Source organism: Streptomyces sp. NBC_01635, from assembly GCF_045209715.1.
In the GTDB taxonomy this organism is placed as follows: Bacteria; Actinomycetota; Actinomycetes; order Streptomycetales; family Streptomycetaceae; genus Streptomyces; species Streptomyces hirsutus.
Genome location: NZ_CP109277.1, coordinates 6,185,797 through 6,205,944, shown reverse-complemented (window position 1 = coordinate 6,205,944; position 20,148 = coordinate 6,185,797). Strand labels below are relative to the sequence as shown.

Here is a 20,148-nt window from a genome sequence, read left to right as displayed (position 1 = left end):
GCCGGTCCCGGCGCGCGCCCCTCCCACCTGCACGGGGAGAGGGAGCGCGGCCGTGGACCGGCGAAATGGGGCTCGCTACTTCTTGGAGCCGGCGGCCTTGCCGAAGCGGGCCTCGAAGCGGGCCACACGGCCACCGGTGTCGAGGATCTTCTGCTTACCCGTGTAGAACGGGTGGCACTCGGAGCAGACCTCGGCCCGGACGGTGCCGGACTCGATGGTGCTGCGGGTGGTGAACGACGCGCCGCAGGTGCAGCTGACCTGCGTCTCGACGTACGCGGGGTGGATGTCGCGCTTCAAGGTGACTCCTAGGTTCGGGAGGGCGCCGGGTCGCAGCCGCGGGATGCGGGAGCGTGAACCGGAGCCGACGTACCAGTCTGCCAGGACTGGCGCCATCCCCCAAAACCGGGGGCCGCCGTCGTTTGTTCCCGGGGTCCGGGCCGGCCCGCGGCGCCGGGGTCCCCCGAGGAGCGCTCCGGGCGTGCTCAGGAGGCGCTGACGACGCTCTCGGGCCCACCCGTGGCCGTGTCCACCGCGGCCGCCCGCGGGATCGGCTCGTCGTTCCTCAGGGCGTCCCAGACCAGCCGCGCCTTGTCCGTCTCGGGAAGGACCCGGTTGGGGTCGGCGGGGTCGTACCGCACCGGCATGGTCACCAGGTGCAGGCCGGCGGGGTCGATGTCCCTCAGGCCGCCCGCGAAGGCCATCAGGGAGTTCACCGAGCCCAGACCGGAGTCGGTGGTGAGGGCCCTGGTGGCCGTCTCGGTGACGTCGTAGAGCTTCCTGGGGTCGGTGAGGAGGCCGATGTCGCCCACCTGCCGGACCAGGGCCCTGACGAAGGCCTGCTGGAGCCGGATGCGGCCGAGGTCGGAGCCGTCGCCGACGCCGTGCCGGGTGCGGACCAGGGCGAGGGCCTGGGCGCCGTCGAGCCGGTGGGTGCCGGCGGTCAGCTCGAGGCGGCTGTCGGGGTCGGCGATGTCCTCGGTGGTGGTGACCTCGACGCCGCCCAGTTCGTCCACGAGCTTCTGGAAACCGGTGAAGTCGATCTCCAGGTAGTGGTCCATGCGCAGGTCGGTCATCGACTCGACGGTCTTCACGGCGCAGGCGGCCCCGCCGGTGGCGTACACGGAGTTGAACATCACACCGTTCGCGGCGGGGTGGGCGCCGCCCTCGGTGTCGGTGCACGCGGGCCGGTCGACGACCGTGTCACGCGGGACGGACACCACGGACGCCTTCTGGTGACCCTCGTGGACGTGCACGATCATCGCGGTGTCGGAGCGGGCGCTGCCGTTGTTGGCACCGCCGCCGAGCTTCCGGTTGCCCCCGGAGCGGGTGTCGGAACCGAGGACGAGGATGTTCTCGGAGCCGTTGCCGGCCTTCCCCGGCCGGTCGGTGCCGAGGAGGCGGTCGATGTCGATGCTCGTGAGGTTGCCGTTGAGTCTGACGTACACGTATCCGGCGCCGGCGCCACCCAGGACGAGGATGGCCGCGGCGGTCCACGCCATGGCCTTCAGACCGCTGTGCCGCTTGTCGCGCGGCATGCGGCGCCCTCTCCGAGCCCGTCGGCCGGACTCGGGTGTGCTCTCCGCAGACATGCGCTCCTCAGCTCTTGCCCGGTCGATCACCCCTGCGTCCGATGCCGAACCTGGTCGGGTGATGCCCCGTACAGCACCCATCGTCCCGCCGTACCCGTCGTCCCGCCGTCCGGGCGGAGGGAGAATCCGGCGCGTGGCCGCACGGCGCCTGGGCCCGGCCGTTGCACGGCCGGGCCCAGGCGTTCCGTTCAAGAGCGGTGAGCGTGGCGCTCACCTGCGGTGTCCCGCGATGTCGGCCGAAGTGGTCAGCCGAAGATGTCGTACTGCTTGAAATCGGTACCGACGGAGATCCTGGCGGCGAAGATCCCACTCGTGGCCTTCCCGGTGCCCTTGTACAGGTACAGGGTGCCGCCGGGGGTGCGGGCCAGGAAGTCCGCCTTGCCGTCGCCGCTGATGTCGCCGACGGTGTCGAAGGTGTTGTACGTCTTGGTGCTCCAGGTGCGGACCTTGACCCGGCCGGAGAAGGCGCCGGTGCCGGCCTTGCCGGTGCCCTTGTACAGGTACATCGCACCGGTGCTCTTGTGGCGGGCGATCAGGTCGGTCTTCCCGTCGCCGTTGAAGTCGCCGCGGCCGTGCACGGAGTTGTACTGGTTCCAGCCGGAGCCGACCTTCACACGGGCGGAGAAGGTGCCGTTGCCCTTGCCCGGGTAGATCCACAGCACACCGGCGGAGTCCACGGACAGCAGGTCGGGCAGGTAGTCGCCGGTGATGTCACCGGGAGTGACGATGCGGGTGCGGGTCTTCCAGTTGTCGAAGATGCGCTTGGTGGACCAGGTGCCGCTGGAGATCACGTACCGGGTCCAGAAGACGGCGCCGTCGCTGCTGCGCCGGTACACCAGGTCCTGGTACCCGTCCCGGTTGAGGTCGGTCTGCAGGACGGCGTTGACGCCCTTCCAGCTGCCCCAGGACTCGCGGGCGGCGAACGAGGAGCCCTTGGAGTCCTTGGAGTACCCGGTCGTCGTCGAGGACTTGCGCACCCACAGGTCGGCGCGGTGGTCGCCGCTGATGTTGGTGTCGTCGACGCGCGCGTAGGCGGCCCCGACGTAGCTGCTCACCTTGGCGAAGACGCTGTAGGCGCCCTTCTCGACGCAGTCCCGCACGCCCCAGGAGACGACGCCGACGATCCGGTTGTTCACGACCAGCGGGCCGCCGGAGTCGCCGTTGCAGGCGGAGGTGGTGCCGCTGTCGGTGCCGGCGGCGGGCTTGCCCGCGCAGACCATGTGGCCCTTGACGAAGTCGGCGCCGTAGGTGCGGGCGCACGTGGCGTCGGACTGGAGGGGCAGCGTGGCCGCCTTCAGCGTCTCGGAGACGTCCTGGCTGGTGGAACTGGTGCGGCCCCAGCCGTAGACCTTGGCGCTCTTTCCGGCGGCGTAGGAGGCGGTGTCGCCGGAGGTGGTCATGCGGATCGGGGTGGCCTTGACGGGGCCGGGCAGGGTGAGCACCGCGATGTCGTTGTCGATGGTCGTCGCGTTGTACGACGGGTGGTTCCACTGACGCCAGACACCGGAGACGGTGCCGCCGTGCAGGTCGGCTCCGCCGTCGGAGGGGAGCTGCGCGGTCCCCGTGACGATGGCGCCGTTGGCGTTCCAGTCGTATCCCTTGACACAGTGCGCGGCGGTGAGGATCTTCGTCGGGGCGACGACGGCACCACCGCAGAAGAAGCCGATGTCGTCGCTCGTGCGGCTGGTGCCCCGGTCGTCGTAGTAGTGGAGCTGTGCCATCCAGGGCGCAGAGGTGATGGTGGTCGTGCTGCCACCGATGATCTTCGCATCGATGACGGAGCCGGTGCCGGTGGTGGTGCTGCCGGCGCCGGTGCTCTTGCTCAACGACGACCGGTTCGGCCGACCGGCGGTGTCGTCACCGGCGAGCGCGCCGGCGACGCGCTTCTTCAGCTCGGCCGGTGACGGCGAGCTGATCGCCGGGTCGGCGGTCGGCTGCGGCAGCGCGGTGGCGGCGCCGGCGGACGAGGTCAGCAGTGCGGCGGCGACGGCCGCGGCGACACCGGCCGCGGCGACGGGCAGCGCGACTCTGACCCGGCGTCTGTGCCGACCGCCCCCAGACATGGAAGTACCCACTCAAGTCCCCCCTCGGGATCGGAAGTTCGGGTCTCGATATGAAGATCGGCCCGGAACAGCGCGATCGTACACCTGTCCGAGGACATGCAAAGGGCCGCTCCCCTTGCCGGGGAGCGGCCCTTGTGACGGGTAAAGCGGGTCGATCAGGTGGAGCCGAGGTGAGCGGGGCGGACGTCAGTCGCCGTTGCCCGGCGTCGGCGTCGTCTTCTGGATCTGCAGCAGGAACTCGCCGTTCGACTTCGTCTGCTTCATCTTGTCGAGAAGCAGCTCGATCGCCTGCTGCGAGTCGAGCGCGTGCAGCACCCGGCGGAGCTTCCAGGTGACGGCCAGCTCGTCGCTGCCGAGCAGGATCTCCTCCTTGCGGGTACCGGACGCGTCGACGTCCACCGCGGGGAAGATGCGCTTGTCGGCGAGCTTCCGGTCGAGCTTGAGCTCCATGTTGCCGGTGCCCTTGAACTCCTCGAAGATCACCTCGTCCATGCGGGACCCGGTGTCCACCAGGGCGGTGGCGAGGATGGTCAGCGAACCGCCGTCCTCGATGTTGCGGGCCGCACCGAAGAAGCGCTTCGGCGGGTACAGCGCCGTCGAGTCGACACCACCGGACAGGATGCGGCCGGAGGCCGGGGCGGCGAGGTTGTACGCACGGCCCAGACGCGTGATCGAGTCGAGCAGCACGACGACGTCGTGACCCAGCTCCACCAGACGCTTGGCGCGCTCGATGGCGAGCTCGGCGACCGTGGTGTGGTCCTCGGCGGGGCGGTCGAAGGTCGAGGAGATGACCTCGCCCTTCACCGACCGCTGCATGTCGGTGACCTCTTCCGGACGCTCGTCGACGAGGACGACCATCAGGTGGCACTCGGGGTTGTTGTGCGTGATCGCGTTGGCGACCGCCTGCATGATCATGGTCTTGCCGGTCTTCGGCGGGGCCACGATCAGACCGCGCTGTCCCTTGCCGATCGGCGACACGAGGTCGATGATCCGCGTGGTGAGAACCCCGGGGTCGGTCTCCAGACGGAGGCGGTCCTGCGGGTACAGCGGGGTGAGCTTGTTGAACTCCGGGCGGCCGCGGCCGTGTTCGGGCGCCATGCCGTTGACGGAGTCGAGGCGGACCAGCGCGTTGAACTTCTCGCGCCGCTCGCCCTCCTTCGGCTGGCGCACCGCGCCGGTGAGGTGGTCGCCCTTGCGCAGGCCGTTCTTGCGGACCTGGGCGAGGGAGACGTACACGTCGTTCGGGCCCGGCAGGTAGCCGGAGGTCCGGATGAACGCGTAGTTGTCGAGGATGTCGAGGATGCCCGCGACCGGGATCAGGACGTCGTCCTCGGCGATCTGCGGCTCCTGCACCTCGTCACGACCGCGCCGGCCGCGACGGTCGCGGTAGCGGCCGCGACGGCCGCGACGGCCGCTGCCGTCGTCGTCGTAACCGTCGTCCTGACGGCCGCCGCCCTGCTGCTGGTTCTGCTGCCGGCCCTGGCCGCCCTGGTTCTGCTGCTGGTCGTCGATCTTGCCGCGACGGTCCCCGCGCTCGGTCCGGTCGCTCCGATCGCCGCGCTCGGCACGGTCGTTGCGGTCGGCACGGTCGGTGCGGTCACCACGGTCGGTGCGGTCGGTGCGCTCACCGCGGTCACGACCGCGCTCGCGGCGGTCACGGCGGCGGCTGTCACCGCCGTCGTGGTCGGACTTGGCGTCGCCCTGCGACGGGGACTGCTGCGACTGCGTCTGGCCCTCGGCCTTCGCGTCGCTCTTCGTCTCGGCGGGGGCCTGCTCGGCGGCGGCCGGAGCGCCCGCGTCCGCGGTGGCTCGACGGCGACGCGTGACGGGGGCCTGCTCGGCCGGAGCCTGCTCGGCCGGGGCGGAGGCCTGCGGGGAGGGCTGGCCGGGAATGTCGATCTGCTGCTGGGCGGTGGCCTGTTCGGCCGAGGCCTCGGCGGCGGACTTCTTCTCGGCGGTGTCACCCGTACGGGTCCGGGAGGTGGCGCGACGCTTGGGCTTGGTCTCCGGCGTCTCGGCCGGGGCCTCGCTCTTCGGCGCGGCGGAGCCGCCCGATGCCTGCGCCTCCTTGATGACCTCGATCAGCTGGCTCTTGCGCATGCGCGCGGTGCCCCTGATGCCGAGGCCGGATGCGACCTGCTGAAGCTCGGCCAGCACCATGCCTTCGAGGCCGGTACCCCGGCGCCGCCGGGAGCCGGCACCGCTGGCAGGCGCGGAGGCGTCCGTGGCGGGCGCGGCAGCGGTCTCCTCGACACGTGCGCCCATCAGATCGGTGGTGTCGCTCACGAAGGGTCCTTCCCTGGAGCGGACGTCGGCCTGTCTGGCTCGGCGACCGGTTGTGCTGTCCGGCTTCGGTTCTTGCTGTGCGAACCGTGCCGGGGCGGTGGTCCGCCTCGACGGCGGAAGGGATATCTGGTGATGGCGCTTCCCCGAGCCGTGGCATCCAGTGTCACGTGGCGTGGTCGCACCGGTTCCGGAGCGTGCCCGGCGGGCCGTTCAGTGTCCGCGTACGACGTACTGCTCGCGTACGAAGCAGAGAACACAGTTGGGCTTGGGGGGCTCCCGGAAGAATGTCTGTCCCGAGCGGGGACACGAGGCACCTCGCCATGGTGGGGTCGGGTGCAGACTTGAGGTTAACACTACCGGATCCAACAAACATTCCCCCTCTCGTTATCCGGCAACCGTGTGTCAGGTGGCGAGCGGAAGCACGCTCGCTCCCTGCAGATCGAGGCTGAGCCGGTTGGCGGCCCAGTCGTTGCCGGCCAGTGCTTCGACCTTGTCGGCGGTGTCCGCGTCGGCCAGTGCCATGACGGTGGGGCCGGCGCCGGAGATCACCGCGGGGACGCCGTCCGCGCGCAGCCGCTCAACCAGCGCCGCGCTCTCGGGCATGGCGGGGGCGCGGTAATCCTGGTGCAGACGGTCCTCGGTGGCGGGCAGCAGCAGTTCGGGACGCCTGGTCAGAGCCTCCACGAGCAGGGCGGCACGGCCCGCGTTGGCAGCGGCGTCGACATGGGGCACGGTGCGCGGCAGCAGGCCGCGCGCGGTCTCGGTGAGGACGGGTTTGCCGGGGACGAACACCACCGGCACGACGGATGCGGCGGGCTCCATCCTGATCGCGCGGGCCGCGCCGCTCTCCATCCAGGAGAGGGTGAAGCCGCCCAGCAGACAGGCCGCGACGTTGTCGGGGTGGCCCTCGATCTCGGTGGCGAGTTCGAGCAGCGCGGTGTCGTCGAGCCTGGCCTCGGCGCCTATGGTCACGGCGCGGGCGGCGACGATTCCGGCGCAGATGGCGGCGGAGGAGGAGCCCATGCCCCGGCCGTGCGGAATGCGGTTGGCGCAGACGATCTCCAGGCCGCGCGGCTGCCCGCCGAGCAGGTCGAAGGCGGTACGCAGGGAGCGTACGAGCAGGTGGTTCTCGTCGCGGGGAAGGGTTTCACCGCCCTCGCCGGCGATGTCGATATGCAGCCCGGCGTCGGCCACCCGGACGACGACGTCGTCGTACAGGCCCAGCGCGAGGCCGAGGGCGTCGAAGCCCGGACCGAGATTGGCGCTGGTGGCGGGGACGCGCACCCGGACGGCGGCGGCGCGGAACGCGGGACCGGCCATCGCTCGATGACTCTCCTTGAGCTGGGGACTGTGACGGTGACTGTCGAATGACGTTCGCTGACGTGCAAAACCCCTGGGACCGCCGCCGACCAGGGTGGCCGGCCGCTTCCCGAACCCCTCCGAGCCCCTCTGGACCATGGTCCGGACCACGGAGACGACGCGGGACCGCGGCATATGCGGCGGTGGGTTGAGTACAGACTATCGAAGGAAGGTTCTGTGTCGACATAGGGCGCACGGGAGGCGCACGATGCGTGTCATAAGCCCCCTGTGCCCCCCTCTCGGGGAACTTCCCCGGGCAAGCGCCTTCTTACGCCTGTCCTGCCTACCTCTGTCCCGCGGAAACCCGTCCCGGCGACGCGTGCCGCTTTCGCCGGGCGCGGAACGCCTGCCCCGGGGTCGCGGCGGCCGGAAGGCCCGGGCGGCGCCGCCCGGGCCTTCCGGTACCGGTGGTCAGACCAGCCCGAGCCGCTCGGCGGCCGTCGCGGCGTCCACGGGGACGGTGACCGGCTGCGGCGCGCCGGCGACGGCCCAGTCCGGGTCCTTCAGGCCGTTGCCGGTGACGGTGCACACGATGCGCTGGCCCGGGTCGACCTTGCCCTGCTCGGCGGCCTTCAGCAGACCGGCGACCGAGGCGGCTGACGCCGGCTCGACGAAGACGCCCTCCTGCGAGGCCAACAGCCGGTAGGCGCGCAGGATCTCACGGTCCGTCACCTCGTCGATGAGGCCGCCGGACTCGTCCCGCGCGGCAAGCGCGTACTGCCACGAGGCGGGGTTGCCGATCCGGATGGCGGTGGCGATCGTCGCCGGATCCTTGACGACCTCGCCGCGCACGATCGGGGCACTGCCGGACGCCTGGAAGCCCCACATCCGGGGGGCCCGGGTGGAGATGCCGTCGGCGGCGTACTCCCGGTAGCCCTTCCAGTAGGCGGTGATGTTGCCCGCGTTGCCCACCGGCAGGACGTGGATGTCGGGGGCGTCGCCCAGCATGTCCACGATCTCGAAGGCGGCCGTCTTCTGCCCCTCGATACGCACCGGGTTCACCGAATTGACCAGCGCCACGGGGTAGTTGTCGCTGAGGGCGCGGGCGAGGGTGAGGCAGTCGTCGAAGTTGCCGTCGACCTGGAGGATCTTCGCTCCGTGCACCAGGGCCTGGCCCATCTTGCCGAGGGCGATCTTGCCCTGCGGCACGAGCACCGCGGAGACCATCCCGGCGCGCACTCCGTAGGCGGCGGCGGAGGCGGAGGTGTTGCCGGTGGAGGCGCAGATGACGGCCTGCGCGCCCTCCTCCTTGGCCTTGGAGATGGCCATGGTCATGCCCCGGTCCTTGAAGGACCCGGTCGGGTTCGCGCCCTCGACCTTGAGGTGGACCTCGCAGCCCGTGCGCTCGGAGAGCACCTGCGCGGGCACGAGCGGCGTACCGCCCTCACGGAGCGTCACGACCGGCGTGGTGTCGGAGACCGGCAGCCGGTCCCGGTACTCCTCGATGATTCCGCGCCACTGGTGGGTCATTGCTGCTTACTCTCCTTCAACCCGCATGATGCTGGCGACACCGCGCACGGTGTCGAGCTTGCGCAAGGCGTCGACGGTGCCGCCGAGGGCCGCGTCGGACGCACGGTGGGTGACGACGACGAGGGAGGCCTCCCCGTCCTTGCCCTGCTGGCGAACCGTATCGATCGAGACACCGTGCTCGGCGAACACGGTCGCGACCTGGGCGAGAACACCCGGTTTATCGGCCACGTCGAGGCTGATGTGGTAGCGCGTGACGACCTCGCCCATCGGGGAGACGGGCAGCGCCGCGTAGGCGGACTCGCCCGGTCCGGTCGTCCCGGCCAGCCGGTTGCGGCAGACGGCGACGAGGTCGCCGAGCACGGCGGAGGCGGTGGGCGCCCCGCCGGCGCCGGGCCCGTAGAACATCAGCTGTCCCGCGGCCTCCGACTCCACGAACACCGCGTTGTACGCGCCGCGGACCGAGGCCAGCGGGTGGGTGAGCGGGATCATCGCCGGATGCACCCGCGCGGTGACGGATCCACCGTCCGCGGCCCGCTCGCAGATGGCCAGCAGCTTGATGGTGCAGCCCATCTCCCTCGCGGAGGCGAAGTCGGAGGCGGTGACCTCGGTCATGCCCTCGCGGTGCACGTCGTCGAGCCGCACGCGCGTGTGGAAGGCGATCCCGGCGAGGATGGCGGCCTTGGCGGCGGCGTCGAAGCCCTCGACGTCGGCGGTCGGGTCGGCCTCGGCGTACCCGAGGGCGGTGGCCTCGTCGAGCGCCTCCTGGTAGCCGGCGCCGGTGGAGTCCATCTTGTCGAGGATGAAGTTGGTGGTGCCGTTGACGATGCCGAGCACCCGGTTGACCTTGTCACCGGCGAGCGACTCGCGCAGCGGCCGGATCAGCGGGATGGCGCCGGCGACGGCGGCCTCGTAGTAGAGGTCCTTGCCGTGCTCCTCGGCGGCGGCGTACAGCGCGGCCCCGTCCTGGGCGATCAGCGCCTTGTTCGCGGAGACGACGGACGCGCCGTGCGCGAAGGCGGTGGTGATCAGCGTCCGCGCGGGCTCGATCCCGCCGATGACCTCGACGACGACGTCGAGGTCGCCGCGTTTGACCAGGGCGGTGGCGTCGGTGGTGACCAGCTCCGGGGCGATGCCCTCGCGCACCCGGTCCGGGCGCCGCACGGCGACCCCGGCGAGCTCCACCGGGGCCCCGATGCGGGCGGCGAGGTCGGCGGCCTGCGTCGTCATGATGCGCGCCACCTCTGAGCCGACCACTCCACAGCCCAGCAGCGCCACCTTCAGCGGACGCGTACGCATCATCCGACCTCGTTTCCTGATTACCGTCTAGGTTGCACCAGTCTCACTCACCGGACGGAAATTTCTTCCCTTTGTCCGGATCGTGAGACATCAATTTCATCGGGAAGCCGGAAGAACCGAAGATCTTCCGCCTTCCCGCCCCTGTTTCTTCTGCTACTTCTGCTGCTTCTGCTACTTCTGCTACTTCTGCTGTTGTTCTCTTCAGCCGCGCTCTTCCGCCGTTCCTTCTCTCCTCACCCGACGTCGAGGCGGAGGAGGTCGTCCTCGGTCTCGCGCCGGACGATGACCCGCGCCTCGCCGTCCGCGACGGCGACGACGGGCGGGCGGAGCACGTGGTTGTAGTTGCTCGCCATCGACCGGCAGTACGCGCCGGTGGCCGGTACGGCGATCAGGTCACCGGGCGCCAGGTCCCCCGGCAGGAAGGCGTCACGCACCACGATGTCACCACTCTCGCAGTGCTTGCCGACGACCCGGCAGAGCATCGGTTCGGCGTCGGAGCTGCGGGAGACGAGGGAGACGCTGTACTCGGCGTCGTACAGCGCGGTACGGATGTTGTCCGACATCCCGCCGTCGACGGAGACGTACGTGCGCAGCCCGTCGAGCGGCTTGATGGTGCCGACCTCGTACACCGTGAAGGCGGTCGGGCCGACGATGGCCCGCCCGGGTTCGACGGAGATGCGGGGGGTGGCGAGACGGGCGGCCTCGCACTCTCGGGTGACGATCTCGGTCAGCGCCTTGGCGATCTCGTGCGGCTCGCGGGGGTCGTCGTCGCTGGTGTAGGCGATGCCGAGGCCGCCGCCGAGGTCGATCTCGGGCAGTTCGACCCCGTGCTCGTCCCGGATCTCCTTGAGCAGTCCGACGACCCGGTGGGCGGCGACCTCGAACCCGGACATGTCGAAGATCTGCGACCCGATGTGCGAGTGGATCCCGATGAGCTCGAGACCGTCCAGCTGGAGCGCCCGCCGCACGGCCTCGGCGGCCTGCCCGCCGGCGAGCGGGATCCCGAACTTCTGGTCCTCGTGCGCGGTGGCGATGAACTCGTGCGTGTGCGCCTCGACGCCGACGGTGATACGGATCTGCACCCGCTGCCGCCTGCCGAGCGACTGCGCGATGTGCGCGACCCGGACGATCTCCTGGAAGGAGTCGAGCACGATCCGGCCGACCCCGGCCTCGACGGCCCGGCGGATCTCGGCCACGGACTTGTTGTTGCCGTGGAAGGCGATCCGGTCGGCGGGCATACCGGCGGACAGGGCGGTGGCCAGCTCCCCGCCGGAACAGACGTCGAGGTTCAGCCCTTCCTCGTGGAGCCACCGCACGACGGCCCGGGAGAGGAACGCCTTGCCGGCGTAGAACACGTCGGCGTCGTCCCCGAAGGCGGTGCGCCAGGCCTGCGCGCGGGCGCGGAAGTCGGTCTCGTCGAGGATGTAGGCGGGGGTGCCGAACTCCTCGGCGAGCCGCGTGACGGAGATCCCGCCGACGGTGAGCACGCCGTCCTCGTCACGGCTGACGGTCTGCGCCCACACCTTCGGGTCGAGGGCGTTGAGATCGGTGGGCGGTGCTGTGCTCGCTGCGGAGCGCCCCTCGGGAAGGACGTCGGCGTAACGGGGCCCGGCGGGGTGTGCGGAACGGCTCATTCTTCGCGTGCTCTCTCAAAGATGGTCGGGTGCGTCGATGCCGAGCAGGGACAGGCCGTCGGCCAGCACCGTCCCGGCGGCTTCGGCGAGCGCGAGCCGGGCGCGGTGGACGGCCGAGGGTTTCTCCGCGCCGAGCGGCAGCACGGCGGGGAGCAGCGGCTGCGTGGCATCGGCGACGGCGACGAGATGCCGGGCGAGCCGGTCGGGAGCGCGGTGCCGTGCGGCGGCCGCGAGAACGCGGGGGTGGTCGGCGAGGGCGGCGAGCAGCGGCCGGGTTCCGTGCGCATCGACGGGGCCGGGCTCGGGGCGGAACCCGAGGTCGGCGGCGTTGCGCAGGAGGGCGCGGGTCCGGGCGTGGGCGTACCGCACCCGGAAGAGGGGGTTGCTCTCCCGCTGGGCCAGGTGCTCCGCACCGATCCGCGGCCGGTCGTGCGCCGCGGGCAGCAGCAACGCCCACCGCGCGGCGTCCCGGCCGAGCGGCAGCGGGTCGGCGGGGGCGGGCACGGGGCGGACGTCGATCCGGAGGGTGTCGGAGGCCGCGCTGGGCTGGTGATCGACGGGCTGGTGATCGACGGGTCGGTGATCGACGGGTCGGTGATCGACGGGTCGGTGATCGGTTCCGCCCCCGAGTACGGCGGTCCACTCGGGCCGGGGGGCCGTGTCACAGCCGGCCCGCACCAGGCATCCCTGGGACCGCAGCATCCGAACGAGCACGTCGAGGTGGACGAAGGCACGCACCTCGGCGGCACCGTGCAACAGCACCCGCTCCCCGCTCCCCTCCGGCAGATGCCCGTAGGGGGTGTCGGTGTCGCCCGCGCCGAGGATCTCCTCCACGAGGGCGAGGGGGGCGGCAGACCCCCGCAAGCTGATGTTGATGAACCCGGGTCCGGTGATGACGACATCGCCGATGCCATCGGCACGCAGAAGGCGGGCCCGGAGAACCTCGGCGACATGCTGCGGCGTGCGCCCGGCCGGGCGGGCCAGCCGAAGGGCGACGTTGGTGGCGTACTCCCCGCACCCCCCGGGCCCCGGCGGAGCGACGACGACCCTCTCGGGCACGGCCACCCGCAGCTCCCCGTCGTCGACAGCACAGCGCACTGCGCGCAGCACGGTACGGGAGAGCTCGACGGGGGTCACGGGACAAGGGTAGGGGAGGAGGGGGGTGAGGAGGCGAGTCGGTCAGCCCGTGATCCCGCCATGTGGACGCCCGGATGGACGGACCCGGCCCGGCTACCCCGGAGCGTGCCCGGCGGCCCGCTCGGCACCCCCGAAGCCACTGCCACCGCTCACCCCACCGCCACCCCCGCTGCTCCCCCGCCTCCGCCGCTCGATCAACTGCCAGACGACCCGCACCAGTTCAGTGGGCTCGAAGGGCTTGGCGAGGAAGACATCAACGCCGACATCAAGCCCGCTCTCGACCTCGTACCGGGTGCAGGCGCTGATGATGGCGAGCGGAAGGTCACGCGTCCGGGGATCGGAACGCAACCGGGCCGCGGTCCTGAGCCCGTCGAGCCGCGGCATGGCGACATCAAGGGTGACCACGTCGGGCCGCACCTGATGGACGACTTCCAGACACTCGGCACCATCGGCCGCGGTCACGACCTCGATGCCCTCAAGCTCGAGATTGACCCTGATCAACTGCCGGATGACCTTGTTGTCGTCCACAACAAGCACCCGGCGCGACGCCCCTGGCACAACTCGAGAGTAGGTGGAGACCGGCCACCGCGTCCGCGTTTTCCCCACTTCCACCCCTGGGGGTGGCTCCTCGAACGCACAGGGTGACCTCCACCTCCCCCGCCCCATGGAAAACCGGTTCATGACCACCCCGCCAGAACTGGTACTGTTCTACCCGTCGAAGCGATCACCGCAACCGACACGCCCCCGTAGCTCAGGGGATAGAGCAACGGCCTCCGGAGCCGTGTGCGCAGGTTCGAATCCTGCCGGGGGCACCCTGCATGAGGTGCCCAAAGACCCCGCCATCAGCGCTTTCGCTGAGGACGGGGTCTTCGCGTATGTGCAGGCGGATGCCGCCGGAAGCAGCCGTTTGCCAGTGATCACGTTGTAATAGCGTGTTGATCTTGGAAGGCTTCACCGCAGGTCAGAGGGAATGCCGCGGCTCCCTGAAAGCACCTCCGTGGACCATCTGTGGACAGGGCAAGCCCTCGAGACGATCGCCTTGGAGCTCCCAGAAGTCCAGAGGCTGACGCACACTTCGAGGGCTTACCACCCCTCGCCGTCAGTCGCGGTCCTTCTCAACCCGTTCGGCGCGGCTCAGCCTCTGCGCGATGTCCTGCAGGAAGTACGCGGCAGCGGCTGGACGATGTTTGAACGGGCCCTCCAAGCGTGCTGCGTTGATGTACACGCCGATCGGGGAGGAGGGCCTGTACAGCACCACTTCTTCAACCTCCCTCGACGGCAGCGGCGACGGAAGGTGTGCAACCTCATGCTTCGCGAGCCAGCGACTGATCTCCGCAGCTCGGCTTGCGCTGAGACGTCCCCACTCGGAGTCGTAAAGCTCTCGGAGCCATCCCATCGAAACAGCAGTGACTCCGTGGTCTGCGTCGATCTCGCTCAAAATGTCAGCACGCCGGTCCTGCATCTACCCCCCTGTTCTGTGCTGGAGAGATTTTGACACTCGGAGCCGCTACGTTGCGACGGGGGGAGCCAGTCCGGCTGTGACCTGCATAGTCGTCTTCCCGTGGAAGTACGCATGCAGGAGCCCCGGAGGCTTCCGGGGCTCCTGCTGAGGTCCTACTTACGGCCCTGACTTACATCGGCTCCTCACCGAGTCCCTTCAAGATCCGATCGTTCATCTCCTGTTCCTGACCATCGATGCACTTCGCGTAGATCTTCAAAAGAACGTCCACCGAGTGGCCCGCACGAGCAGCGACCTCCGGTGCTGGCACCCCAGAGTTGAGCCACTGGGAGACGCCCGCGTGACGGAGGTCGTACGGCCGGAACGCGAGGACCGAGGCCACCTGATCGGGGACGAGCGCCAGTTCCCGAGCCTGCTTCCAGGCGCGGGAGTACGACGACGCAGCGATCACGTTGCCCCGCTCGCTGGAGAACAGCCGACCGTCCTCCGCCGTGCCGAACCCGTCCAGGTGCTCACGGAGCAGCCTCACGAGCGGGGGCGGAATCGGCACGATGCGCACCTCACCGTGGGCCCGCTGCTTCAGGCCGCGCCGGTCGTGCGCCTCACCGGAGTCGGTCCACGCCTTCCCGGCCGTGGGGTGGGTCTCCGCCAGCTCGATACGGCCCCAGCCCTGTGCCGGAAGCGTGCAGTCGGAGCGGCGAAGGCCCAGCGCTTCACCCGGCCGCATGGCCGCGTAGTACAGGCACCCGAAGAAGGCCCGCAGCCTCCGGCCGCTGGCCCGTTCGTAGCCGCCCACGTAGGTGAGTGCGGTCAGCAGCTCCCGAGCCTGCCGCGGGTTGACCACCACCCGGCGATCAACCTCCTGCACCGCCCGCTTGCCCCGCTTGCGTCGGACGCGGCTCAGCGGGTTGGAGGTGAGGTGCTCCAGCTCCACCGCGAATTCCAGGGCGTTGAAGACGACGGCTCGCCGACGCCGGTAGGTCTGAGTGGCCGCGGGCTTGCCGTCCAGTCTCCGGCCCAACCCGTCGATCAGCTCGTGTACGCGGGTGATCTCTTGCAGCTCTCCCACGGGGAGGGACGCCCTTTCGATCCACCGTACGGCCGAGGCGAACTCCTCCGGCCGCTCCCGCTCCCTGCGTGGCACGGGCAGGACGTACGAGCGCAGCGCCCGCCGCAGCACCTCCGGAGCGGGCCGCCCCCGTCCCGGTTTGACCAGGACGGGAACGACTGTCGCCAAGGCGTCCGTCATGCTGTCCCGCTGCTTGGCGGACGCCTCAGCCCACCGGGCATCGACGTACTTGACCGCCAGGTCTAGGAAGGACAGCGCCGCCTTGCCACCCCGCAGGGTGTCGGGCAGTCCCGTCACGGTGTCGAACGGTTCGCCCTTGTCGAGCGCACGGACGAGCTTCGCGCGGAAGCGGTCGGCCAGTGCTTTGGTCTTGTGCGACTCGCTGAAGGGTTGGCCATCGACCACCCAGCGCACCAGGTAGGTCGGCTTCTTGGTGGTCTTGTTGACCGAGAGCTTCCACACGGAAGCCTTATAGGACTTCACGATGCCGCCCCCTCTGCCCGTTCCTCCAACCACTCGTCGAGCACGTCACGCCGGACCCGCAACTCACCGTTCGGAAGGCGGATGCAGGCAGGGGCGATGCGCAGTTCCCGCCAGCGGTAGAAGGTGCGCCGGGAGATGCCGCCCAGCTCGTCGAGCACCTGCCGCACGGTGAGCAGTTCGGCCGCCTTCGTACGGGCGTCACGTGCCATGGCGGGCACCGCCCTCCCGTACGGAGGCCGCCAGGAGCGCCGCTTCCAGTGAGTAGCCTCGCCCCGCGTAACGCCAGTGGCCGACCGTGACCGTCGAGTGTTCCGACAGGCCGAGGGCGTCCCGCTGCTGCTCCGCGCGATGGTCGGCACGGGCCTGCCGGAGGGCGGTCAGCGTGGTCGAGTAGCGACGCGACTTGGTGGAGAAGTGGCCGCCGTACCCGAGCATGTGGGCCCAGCGCCGCAGCCCGAGCGGGGCGAACTCCGGCAGGCCGCCGAGCCACCAACACGTACTGATCATGCGCAGCACGTGAGCGCGGACCGGCAGCATGACCATGTCCTGTGCGTGGTGGATCCGGCCGTCCACGGCGCCGGTGGTCTCCGCTCCCTTGGTGGCGTACTTGGCGATGTAGCCCGCCACGGCCGCCGCTGAGGCAGGCCGCTCCCCCGCTGTCCGTCCGGACGAGGTGACCGGCCGTACGTCGACCTGGGCACCGAAGTGCAGCACCCGCGGCCCGATGACCGCCGAGCCGGGGGCGGTCAGCCGCACCTTCCCGACCACGGCCCGCACCGAGTCGACGAGGAGCGGCACCGTGGCCCAGCCGGGCGGGTGCGAGTCGGGCCCGTCCGGGCCGTCGAGGCGGATCACGGCGTGGAAGTGGACCAGGCCCCGGCGCTGGTACTCGGCGACCTTCGCGTACGAGAGCCGGGCGACTTCCCCGAACTCCGTACGCGACAGCCCGGCCCGCCGGGCGACCTCCCGCCTCAGCTCCAGACCGAACCGGTGCCAGAGCCGACCGGCGAACGCATGCCAGAGGACGGCCCCCGCGTAGTCGTAGCAGCGCGGGCAGAGAGGTTCGCCGAGACGAGGGTCGTCCGCCGGGTGCCGCTCCCGGCATCCGGCCGGTGTCCCGTGCGGGCAGTGGTCACCTCCCCTCCGAGGCCGGCAGGGCGGCACGCGTCCTTCACGCTCGCGGCGAGTGTGGACCGGGCCGAAGCCGGGGGCGGTGAGCGTGGCGAACACCCGCGGGTGACCGCTCACCGCCTCAGGGACGCTCTTGCCTCCGACGAGTCCGGCCCGGACGAGTTGGTACGTGTCCGCCCGGTACAGCGCCGAGCAGGCCGGGCAGACCGTCGCACGCCGGTTGCCGCACGCCGTGAGCAGGCGACCGCCGTAGGCATCCGAGCCGTAAGAGAGCAGAGCAGCGCCGGTCGTCGTGTCGTAGACGGTTGCCGCGCCGACCAGGTGAATCGGGCTGGTGCAGCCCCCGAGACGGACGATGTTCCGGCGCCAGGCCGCGAACTCCGGCTCCGACGCTCTTGCGACGAGAGCGGAAACGCTCTGCGGAAGGGTTGTGGTCATCGGTGACCACCCCCGCCGCCGAACGCCTGCCCCATCACAGCCGAGATCCCCTCCGGCCGAGTCTTGGCGCTGAAGCGGAGCGTCGGGTCCGTGAGCCAGACGGCGGCCGCATGCGCGGGACACAGCCACTGCTCGGTTCCGTCGAGTTCGACGAGGACGATCTGTTCCCGTCCGGCACAGGTCGAGACCTGCGCGTCACGCTGCCTGAGGTCGCAGGCGAGCGATGGGGATTTGCGCGGATGATGCGCGGTGGACAAAGTGTGAGTGCTCCTTTCACTGCTCATGTGGCGGATGGAGTGGGTTCCTGACGGGGTCGGGTTTGGCGACTTCGCGCCCCGTCGGGAGCCCGTCGTACGGGCGATCACTGCCGCTCCTCGGGAGGAATCCCGACGACGCCGTACGAGATCGGTCCGAAGTCGCGGCGGGCGTCGAAGTAGCCCCGGCCGATGTCCTCCACCGGCACACCGAGCGGAGCGGCGACGAACTCCACGCCGTCGAGGCGAGCGGCGGAGTCGGAGGCGTCGACCAGGACGACGACGGACGCGTGACGCGGTACGGCGACGGCCGGGTTGGCGGTCAGGAAGTCGACCAGCTCCCGCAGACCGGCCAGGAAGGTGGCGCGGTCACCGGAGCGGATGACGTAGTTGGGCACAGGAAGTCCCCTTGTCGGGTCGGTGGTGGGGTGTTTCAGAAGCGGAGTTGGCCGAGGAAGCCGTTCACTCCGTCGAGGAAGGCCTGAACCACGGGCGCGGCCACGGTCCGGGCGAGCAGGAAGCCGAAGGTCCCGCAGAGCAGCGCGTCGGCCCACCTGAGGTACCGAATGCGCAGGAGGAACCAGATCACCAGGCCGAGCAGCAGGACGGCCGACATGGACACCAGCACGGCAGGCCCCTCTCACAGTTCGACATGCAGTTCGGACAGGACGGGAGTCAGGTGCGCGTACTCGGCGGCGACGGCTTCCGCCTCGGTTTCCGTGATCAGGTGGGACCGGGCGCGTTCCCAGCCGTCGCCGGAGGCGAGGACGGCCGTACCGGCCTGCTCCGGGGCGATGGCCTGCGCTGCCTTCAGCGCGTCGGGGTTGAGATCGCCGAGGGCCATCTCTGCCGTACCGGGGTCGGCCACACGATGGCAGACCCGACCGCCCAGTTGCGCCCGCAGAGCCGTGACACCGGGCCCGAGGTCGGAGCCGACACGCTGGCCGGCCACGACGAGGAACACCCCGAGTGCCGCACCGAGTTGGGCCAGCCGGATCAACGCCGTACCGGCCGCGTGCGCTTCGTCCTTCTCGTTCCGGCTCGCCACGAGGAAGAGTTCCGCGATCTCGTCGACGATCACGACGACGGGGACCGGGCGTTCCTTGTCGGACAGGCCCCAGATGTTCCGGACGCGGGCCGCCCGGCAGAGGGACATTCGGTCGAGAGTCAGGTCAACGAGGGCGGTCAGCAGCCTCACCGCTTGCTCTCGGTTCGTCGCGAGGGCGGACAACCGCGGTTCGTAGAGGGACAGTTCCATGCCGCCCTTGCAGTCGATGCCGACCAGGGCGACGGGCTGCGGGGCGAGTCCTGCCACGAGGGCATTGATCAGAGTCGACTTTCCCGAGCGCGTGGCCCCGACGATCAGCCAGTGAGGGACGCGCCGCAGGTCGACCACCCACGCAGCCCCGGTCTCCAGGGCGCCCACGGTCACCCGGAGCAGATGACCGGGCCCCCGCTGCTTCGGTACCTGCGGGTCGGCCAACGGGTCGACCGCCGAAGCGACGATCCGTACGACCCCCGGTTTCCAGGAGGTCACCCGCACCGCGTGCACCTGCCAGCTCTCCGCCATGGCCGGTGCGGCCTTGACAAAGTGCTCCGGCACTTGGCCCGGAAGCAGCCTCACGAGCAGTACGAAGCCTCCGGAGGTCGGACGTATGAGCCCACGGCGGGGCACCCGCGGTTGAGGCGGAGGCGCCCCTTTGCCGACGAGCCCGGACACCACGGTCAGCGCCGGCCGACGGCTCCCGGCGAGCCCGCAGCCCGCCATCAGGGGCCGCCAGGTCTGCACGACCCGGAAGGCCATGGCCGGGAAGCCGCATAACAGCCACCAGGCACCGTGATAGCGGCTGCGCAGGGCCGGGCCCGCCAGAAGCAGACCCGGCACCAGCACGGCGGCCACCACCAGAACCCAGCTCGGCCAAGTCGCGTCGGCCGAAGTAGCGGAGGCCAGTTCCATCACTGCCCGGCCCCCTTGGCCGCCGAGGTGGCGGGAGCGCTCAGGGGCCGGATCTCCGCCGCCCGGAACGCGATACCGTGCCGCCCGTCGTTCTCCCACGGCGTGGCGACCAGGTCCCGCACGGCCACGGGCATGCCGAGCTGCACACCGGCCGGCTCACCGGCCACGCTCACGTTCACAACGTCGGCCGACGTCCCCGCCATCAGGCAGAGACCGACCTGGTACACCGTCTTGCCGGTCTCACGGTCTACGCGAAGCTGTCCGGTCTCACGGTTGGCGACCCGCGGAGCCGGGGGCACGGCGCAGATGATCCCCGTGTACTTCGCGGTGTCGATCGGAAGGGTTGCCACTGTTCGGTTCTCCTCATCTTTGGCACCCGAAGGCCGACCCTTCGGGTTGCTAGACCACCCGTAGTACGGGTGACTCACGCAAGGTTGCCCACCCGTAGTACGGGTTGTCAACCGCCTAGTGATAAGAGAAGCTATGCGTCCACGTCCATGGACGTGGACAAGCCATCCACGAG

The 20,148-nt window shown here is 70.4% G+C and carries 19 protein-coding genes and 1 tRNA gene; 1 reads left to right on the top strand and 19 read right to left on the bottom strand.

What is annotated here, in order from left to right; all coding sequences use genetic code 11:
- Positions 1 to 75: 75 nt before the first annotated feature.
- The 10 genes from rpmE to OHB56_RS28925 all read right to left on the bottom strand — a co-directional run bounded on the left by rpmE (position 76) and on the right by OHB56_RS28925 (position 13,500).
- Positions 76 to 297 (bottom strand): 50S ribosomal protein L31, encoded by a 222-nt coding sequence (gene rpmE, locus OHB56_RS28970; RefSeq protein ID WP_007499053.1) that lies wholly within the window; start codon positions 295 to 297, stop codon positions 76 to 78.
- Between the two features lie 185 nt (positions 298 to 482).
- A complete protein-coding gene (locus OHB56_RS28965; protein ID WP_406356468.1) occupies positions 483 to 1,589 on the bottom strand; it encodes an LCP family protein in 1,107 nt (368 codons plus the stop codon).
- Between the two features lie 245 nt (positions 1,590 to 1,834).
- Positions 1,835 to 3,652, bottom strand: a complete 1,818-nt coding sequence (locus tag OHB56_RS28960) for a trypsin-like serine protease (protein WP_406356466.1) — start codon at positions 3,650 to 3,652, stop codon at positions 1,835 to 1,837.
- Between the two features lie 186 nt (positions 3,653 to 3,838).
- Entirely contained in the window at positions 3,839 to 5,938 is a 2,100-nt protein-coding gene (rho, locus tag OHB56_RS28955) for a transcription termination factor Rho (protein ID WP_406356464.1), read from the bottom strand.
- 402 nt (positions 5,939 to 6,340) lie between these two features.
- Complete coding sequence (gene thrB / locus OHB56_RS28950) at positions 6,341 to 7,258, bottom strand: homoserine kinase (protein WP_055591784.1); 918 nt, start codon at positions 7,256 to 7,258, stop codon at positions 6,341 to 6,343.
- Between the two features lie 450 nt (positions 7,259 to 7,708).
- Positions 7,709 to 8,767, bottom strand: a complete 1,059-nt coding sequence (thrC, locus tag OHB56_RS28945; protein WP_055626268.1) for a threonine synthase — start codon at positions 8,765 to 8,767, stop codon at positions 7,709 to 7,711.
- 6 nt (positions 8,768 to 8,773) lie between these two features.
- Positions 8,774 to 10,066: a homoserine dehydrogenase gene (locus tag OHB56_RS28940; protein WP_055591786.1), complete on the bottom strand. Its 1,293-nt coding sequence runs from the start codon at positions 10,064 to 10,066 to the stop codon at positions 8,774 to 8,776.
- 230 nt (positions 10,067 to 10,296) lie between these two features.
- The gene (gene lysA / locus OHB56_RS28935) at positions 10,297 to 11,697 is read right to left on the bottom strand and encodes a diaminopimelate decarboxylase (RefSeq protein ID WP_406356461.1); all 1,401 of its coding nucleotides are present in this window, start codon (positions 11,695 to 11,697) and stop codon (positions 10,297 to 10,299) included.
- A 15-nt stretch (positions 11,698 to 11,712) separates the two neighbouring features.
- Positions 11,713 to 12,834: an ArgS-related anticodon-binding protein NrtL gene (gene nrtL, locus OHB56_RS28930; RefSeq protein ID WP_406356460.1), complete on the bottom strand. Its 1,122-nt coding sequence runs from the start codon at positions 12,832 to 12,834 to the stop codon at positions 11,713 to 11,715.
- Positions 12,835 to 12,927: 93 nt separating this feature from the next.
- Positions 12,928 to 13,500, bottom strand: coding sequence for a response regulator (locus tag OHB56_RS28925; RefSeq protein ID WP_406359234.1), 573 nt, complete (start codon positions 13,498 to 13,500; stop codon positions 12,928 to 12,930).
- 74 nt (positions 13,501 to 13,574) lie between these two features.
- Between OHB56_RS28925 and OHB56_RS28920 the strand changes: the two genes are divergently transcribed.
- A tRNA-Arg gene (locus tag OHB56_RS28920) sits at positions 13,575 to 13,646 on the top strand.
- Positions 13,647 to 13,933: 287 nt separating this feature from the next.
- Here the strand turns inward: OHB56_RS28920 and OHB56_RS28915 are convergent.
- The 9 genes from OHB56_RS28915 to OHB56_RS28875 form a co-directional block, all read right to left on the bottom strand.
- Positions 13,934 to 14,296: a hypothetical protein gene (locus tag OHB56_RS28915; protein ID WP_332011159.1), complete on the bottom strand. Its 363-nt coding sequence runs from the start codon at positions 14,294 to 14,296 to the stop codon at positions 13,934 to 13,936.
- A 169-nt stretch (positions 14,297 to 14,465) separates the two neighbouring features.
- Complete coding sequence (locus OHB56_RS28910) at positions 14,466 to 15,845, bottom strand: site-specific integrase (RefSeq protein WP_332011156.1); 1,380 nt, start codon at positions 15,843 to 15,845, stop codon at positions 14,466 to 14,468.
- Entirely contained in the window at positions 15,842 to 16,054 is a 213-nt protein-coding gene (locus OHB56_RS28905; protein ID WP_332011153.1) for a helix-turn-helix domain-containing protein, read from the bottom strand. The genes OHB56_RS28910 and OHB56_RS28905 overlap by 4 nt, the downstream gene beginning before the upstream one ends.
- The gene (locus tag OHB56_RS28900; protein ID WP_332011150.1) at positions 16,044 to 17,414 is read right to left on the bottom strand and encodes a replication initiator; all 1,371 of its coding nucleotides are present in this window, start codon (positions 17,412 to 17,414) and stop codon (positions 16,044 to 16,046) included. Before OHB56_RS28900 ends, OHB56_RS28905 begins: the two co-directional genes overlap by 11 nt.
- Positions 17,411 to 17,671 carry a hypothetical protein gene (locus tag OHB56_RS28895; protein ID WP_216719163.1) on the bottom strand — a complete coding sequence of 87 codons (261 nt, stop codon included), beginning with the start codon at positions 17,669 to 17,671 and terminating at the stop codon, positions 17,411 to 17,413. Before OHB56_RS28895 ends, OHB56_RS28900 begins: the two co-directional genes overlap by 4 nt.
- A 104-nt stretch (positions 17,672 to 17,775) precedes the next feature.
- On the bottom strand, positions 17,776 to 18,066 hold the full coding sequence (locus OHB56_RS28890; RefSeq protein ID WP_332011144.1) for a hypothetical protein: 291 nt from the start codon (positions 18,064 to 18,066) through the stop codon (positions 17,776 to 17,778).
- Between the two features lie 35 nt (positions 18,067 to 18,101).
- On the bottom strand, positions 18,102 to 18,296 hold the full coding sequence (locus OHB56_RS28885; RefSeq protein ID WP_332011141.1) for a hypothetical protein: 195 nt from the start codon (positions 18,294 to 18,296) through the stop codon (positions 18,102 to 18,104).
- Positions 18,297 to 18,308: 12 nt separating this feature from the next.
- A complete protein-coding gene (locus tag OHB56_RS28880) occupies positions 18,309 to 19,625 on the bottom strand; it encodes an FtsK/SpoIIIE domain-containing protein (protein ID WP_332011138.1) in 1,317 nt (438 codons plus the stop codon).
- Positions 19,625 to 19,975 carry a hypothetical protein gene (locus tag OHB56_RS28875; RefSeq protein WP_332011135.1) on the bottom strand — a complete coding sequence of 117 codons (351 nt, stop codon included), beginning with the start codon at positions 19,973 to 19,975 and terminating at the stop codon, positions 19,625 to 19,627. Before OHB56_RS28875 ends, OHB56_RS28880 begins: the two co-directional genes overlap by 1 nt.
- Between the last annotated feature and the right edge of the window lie 173 nt (positions 19,976 to 20,148).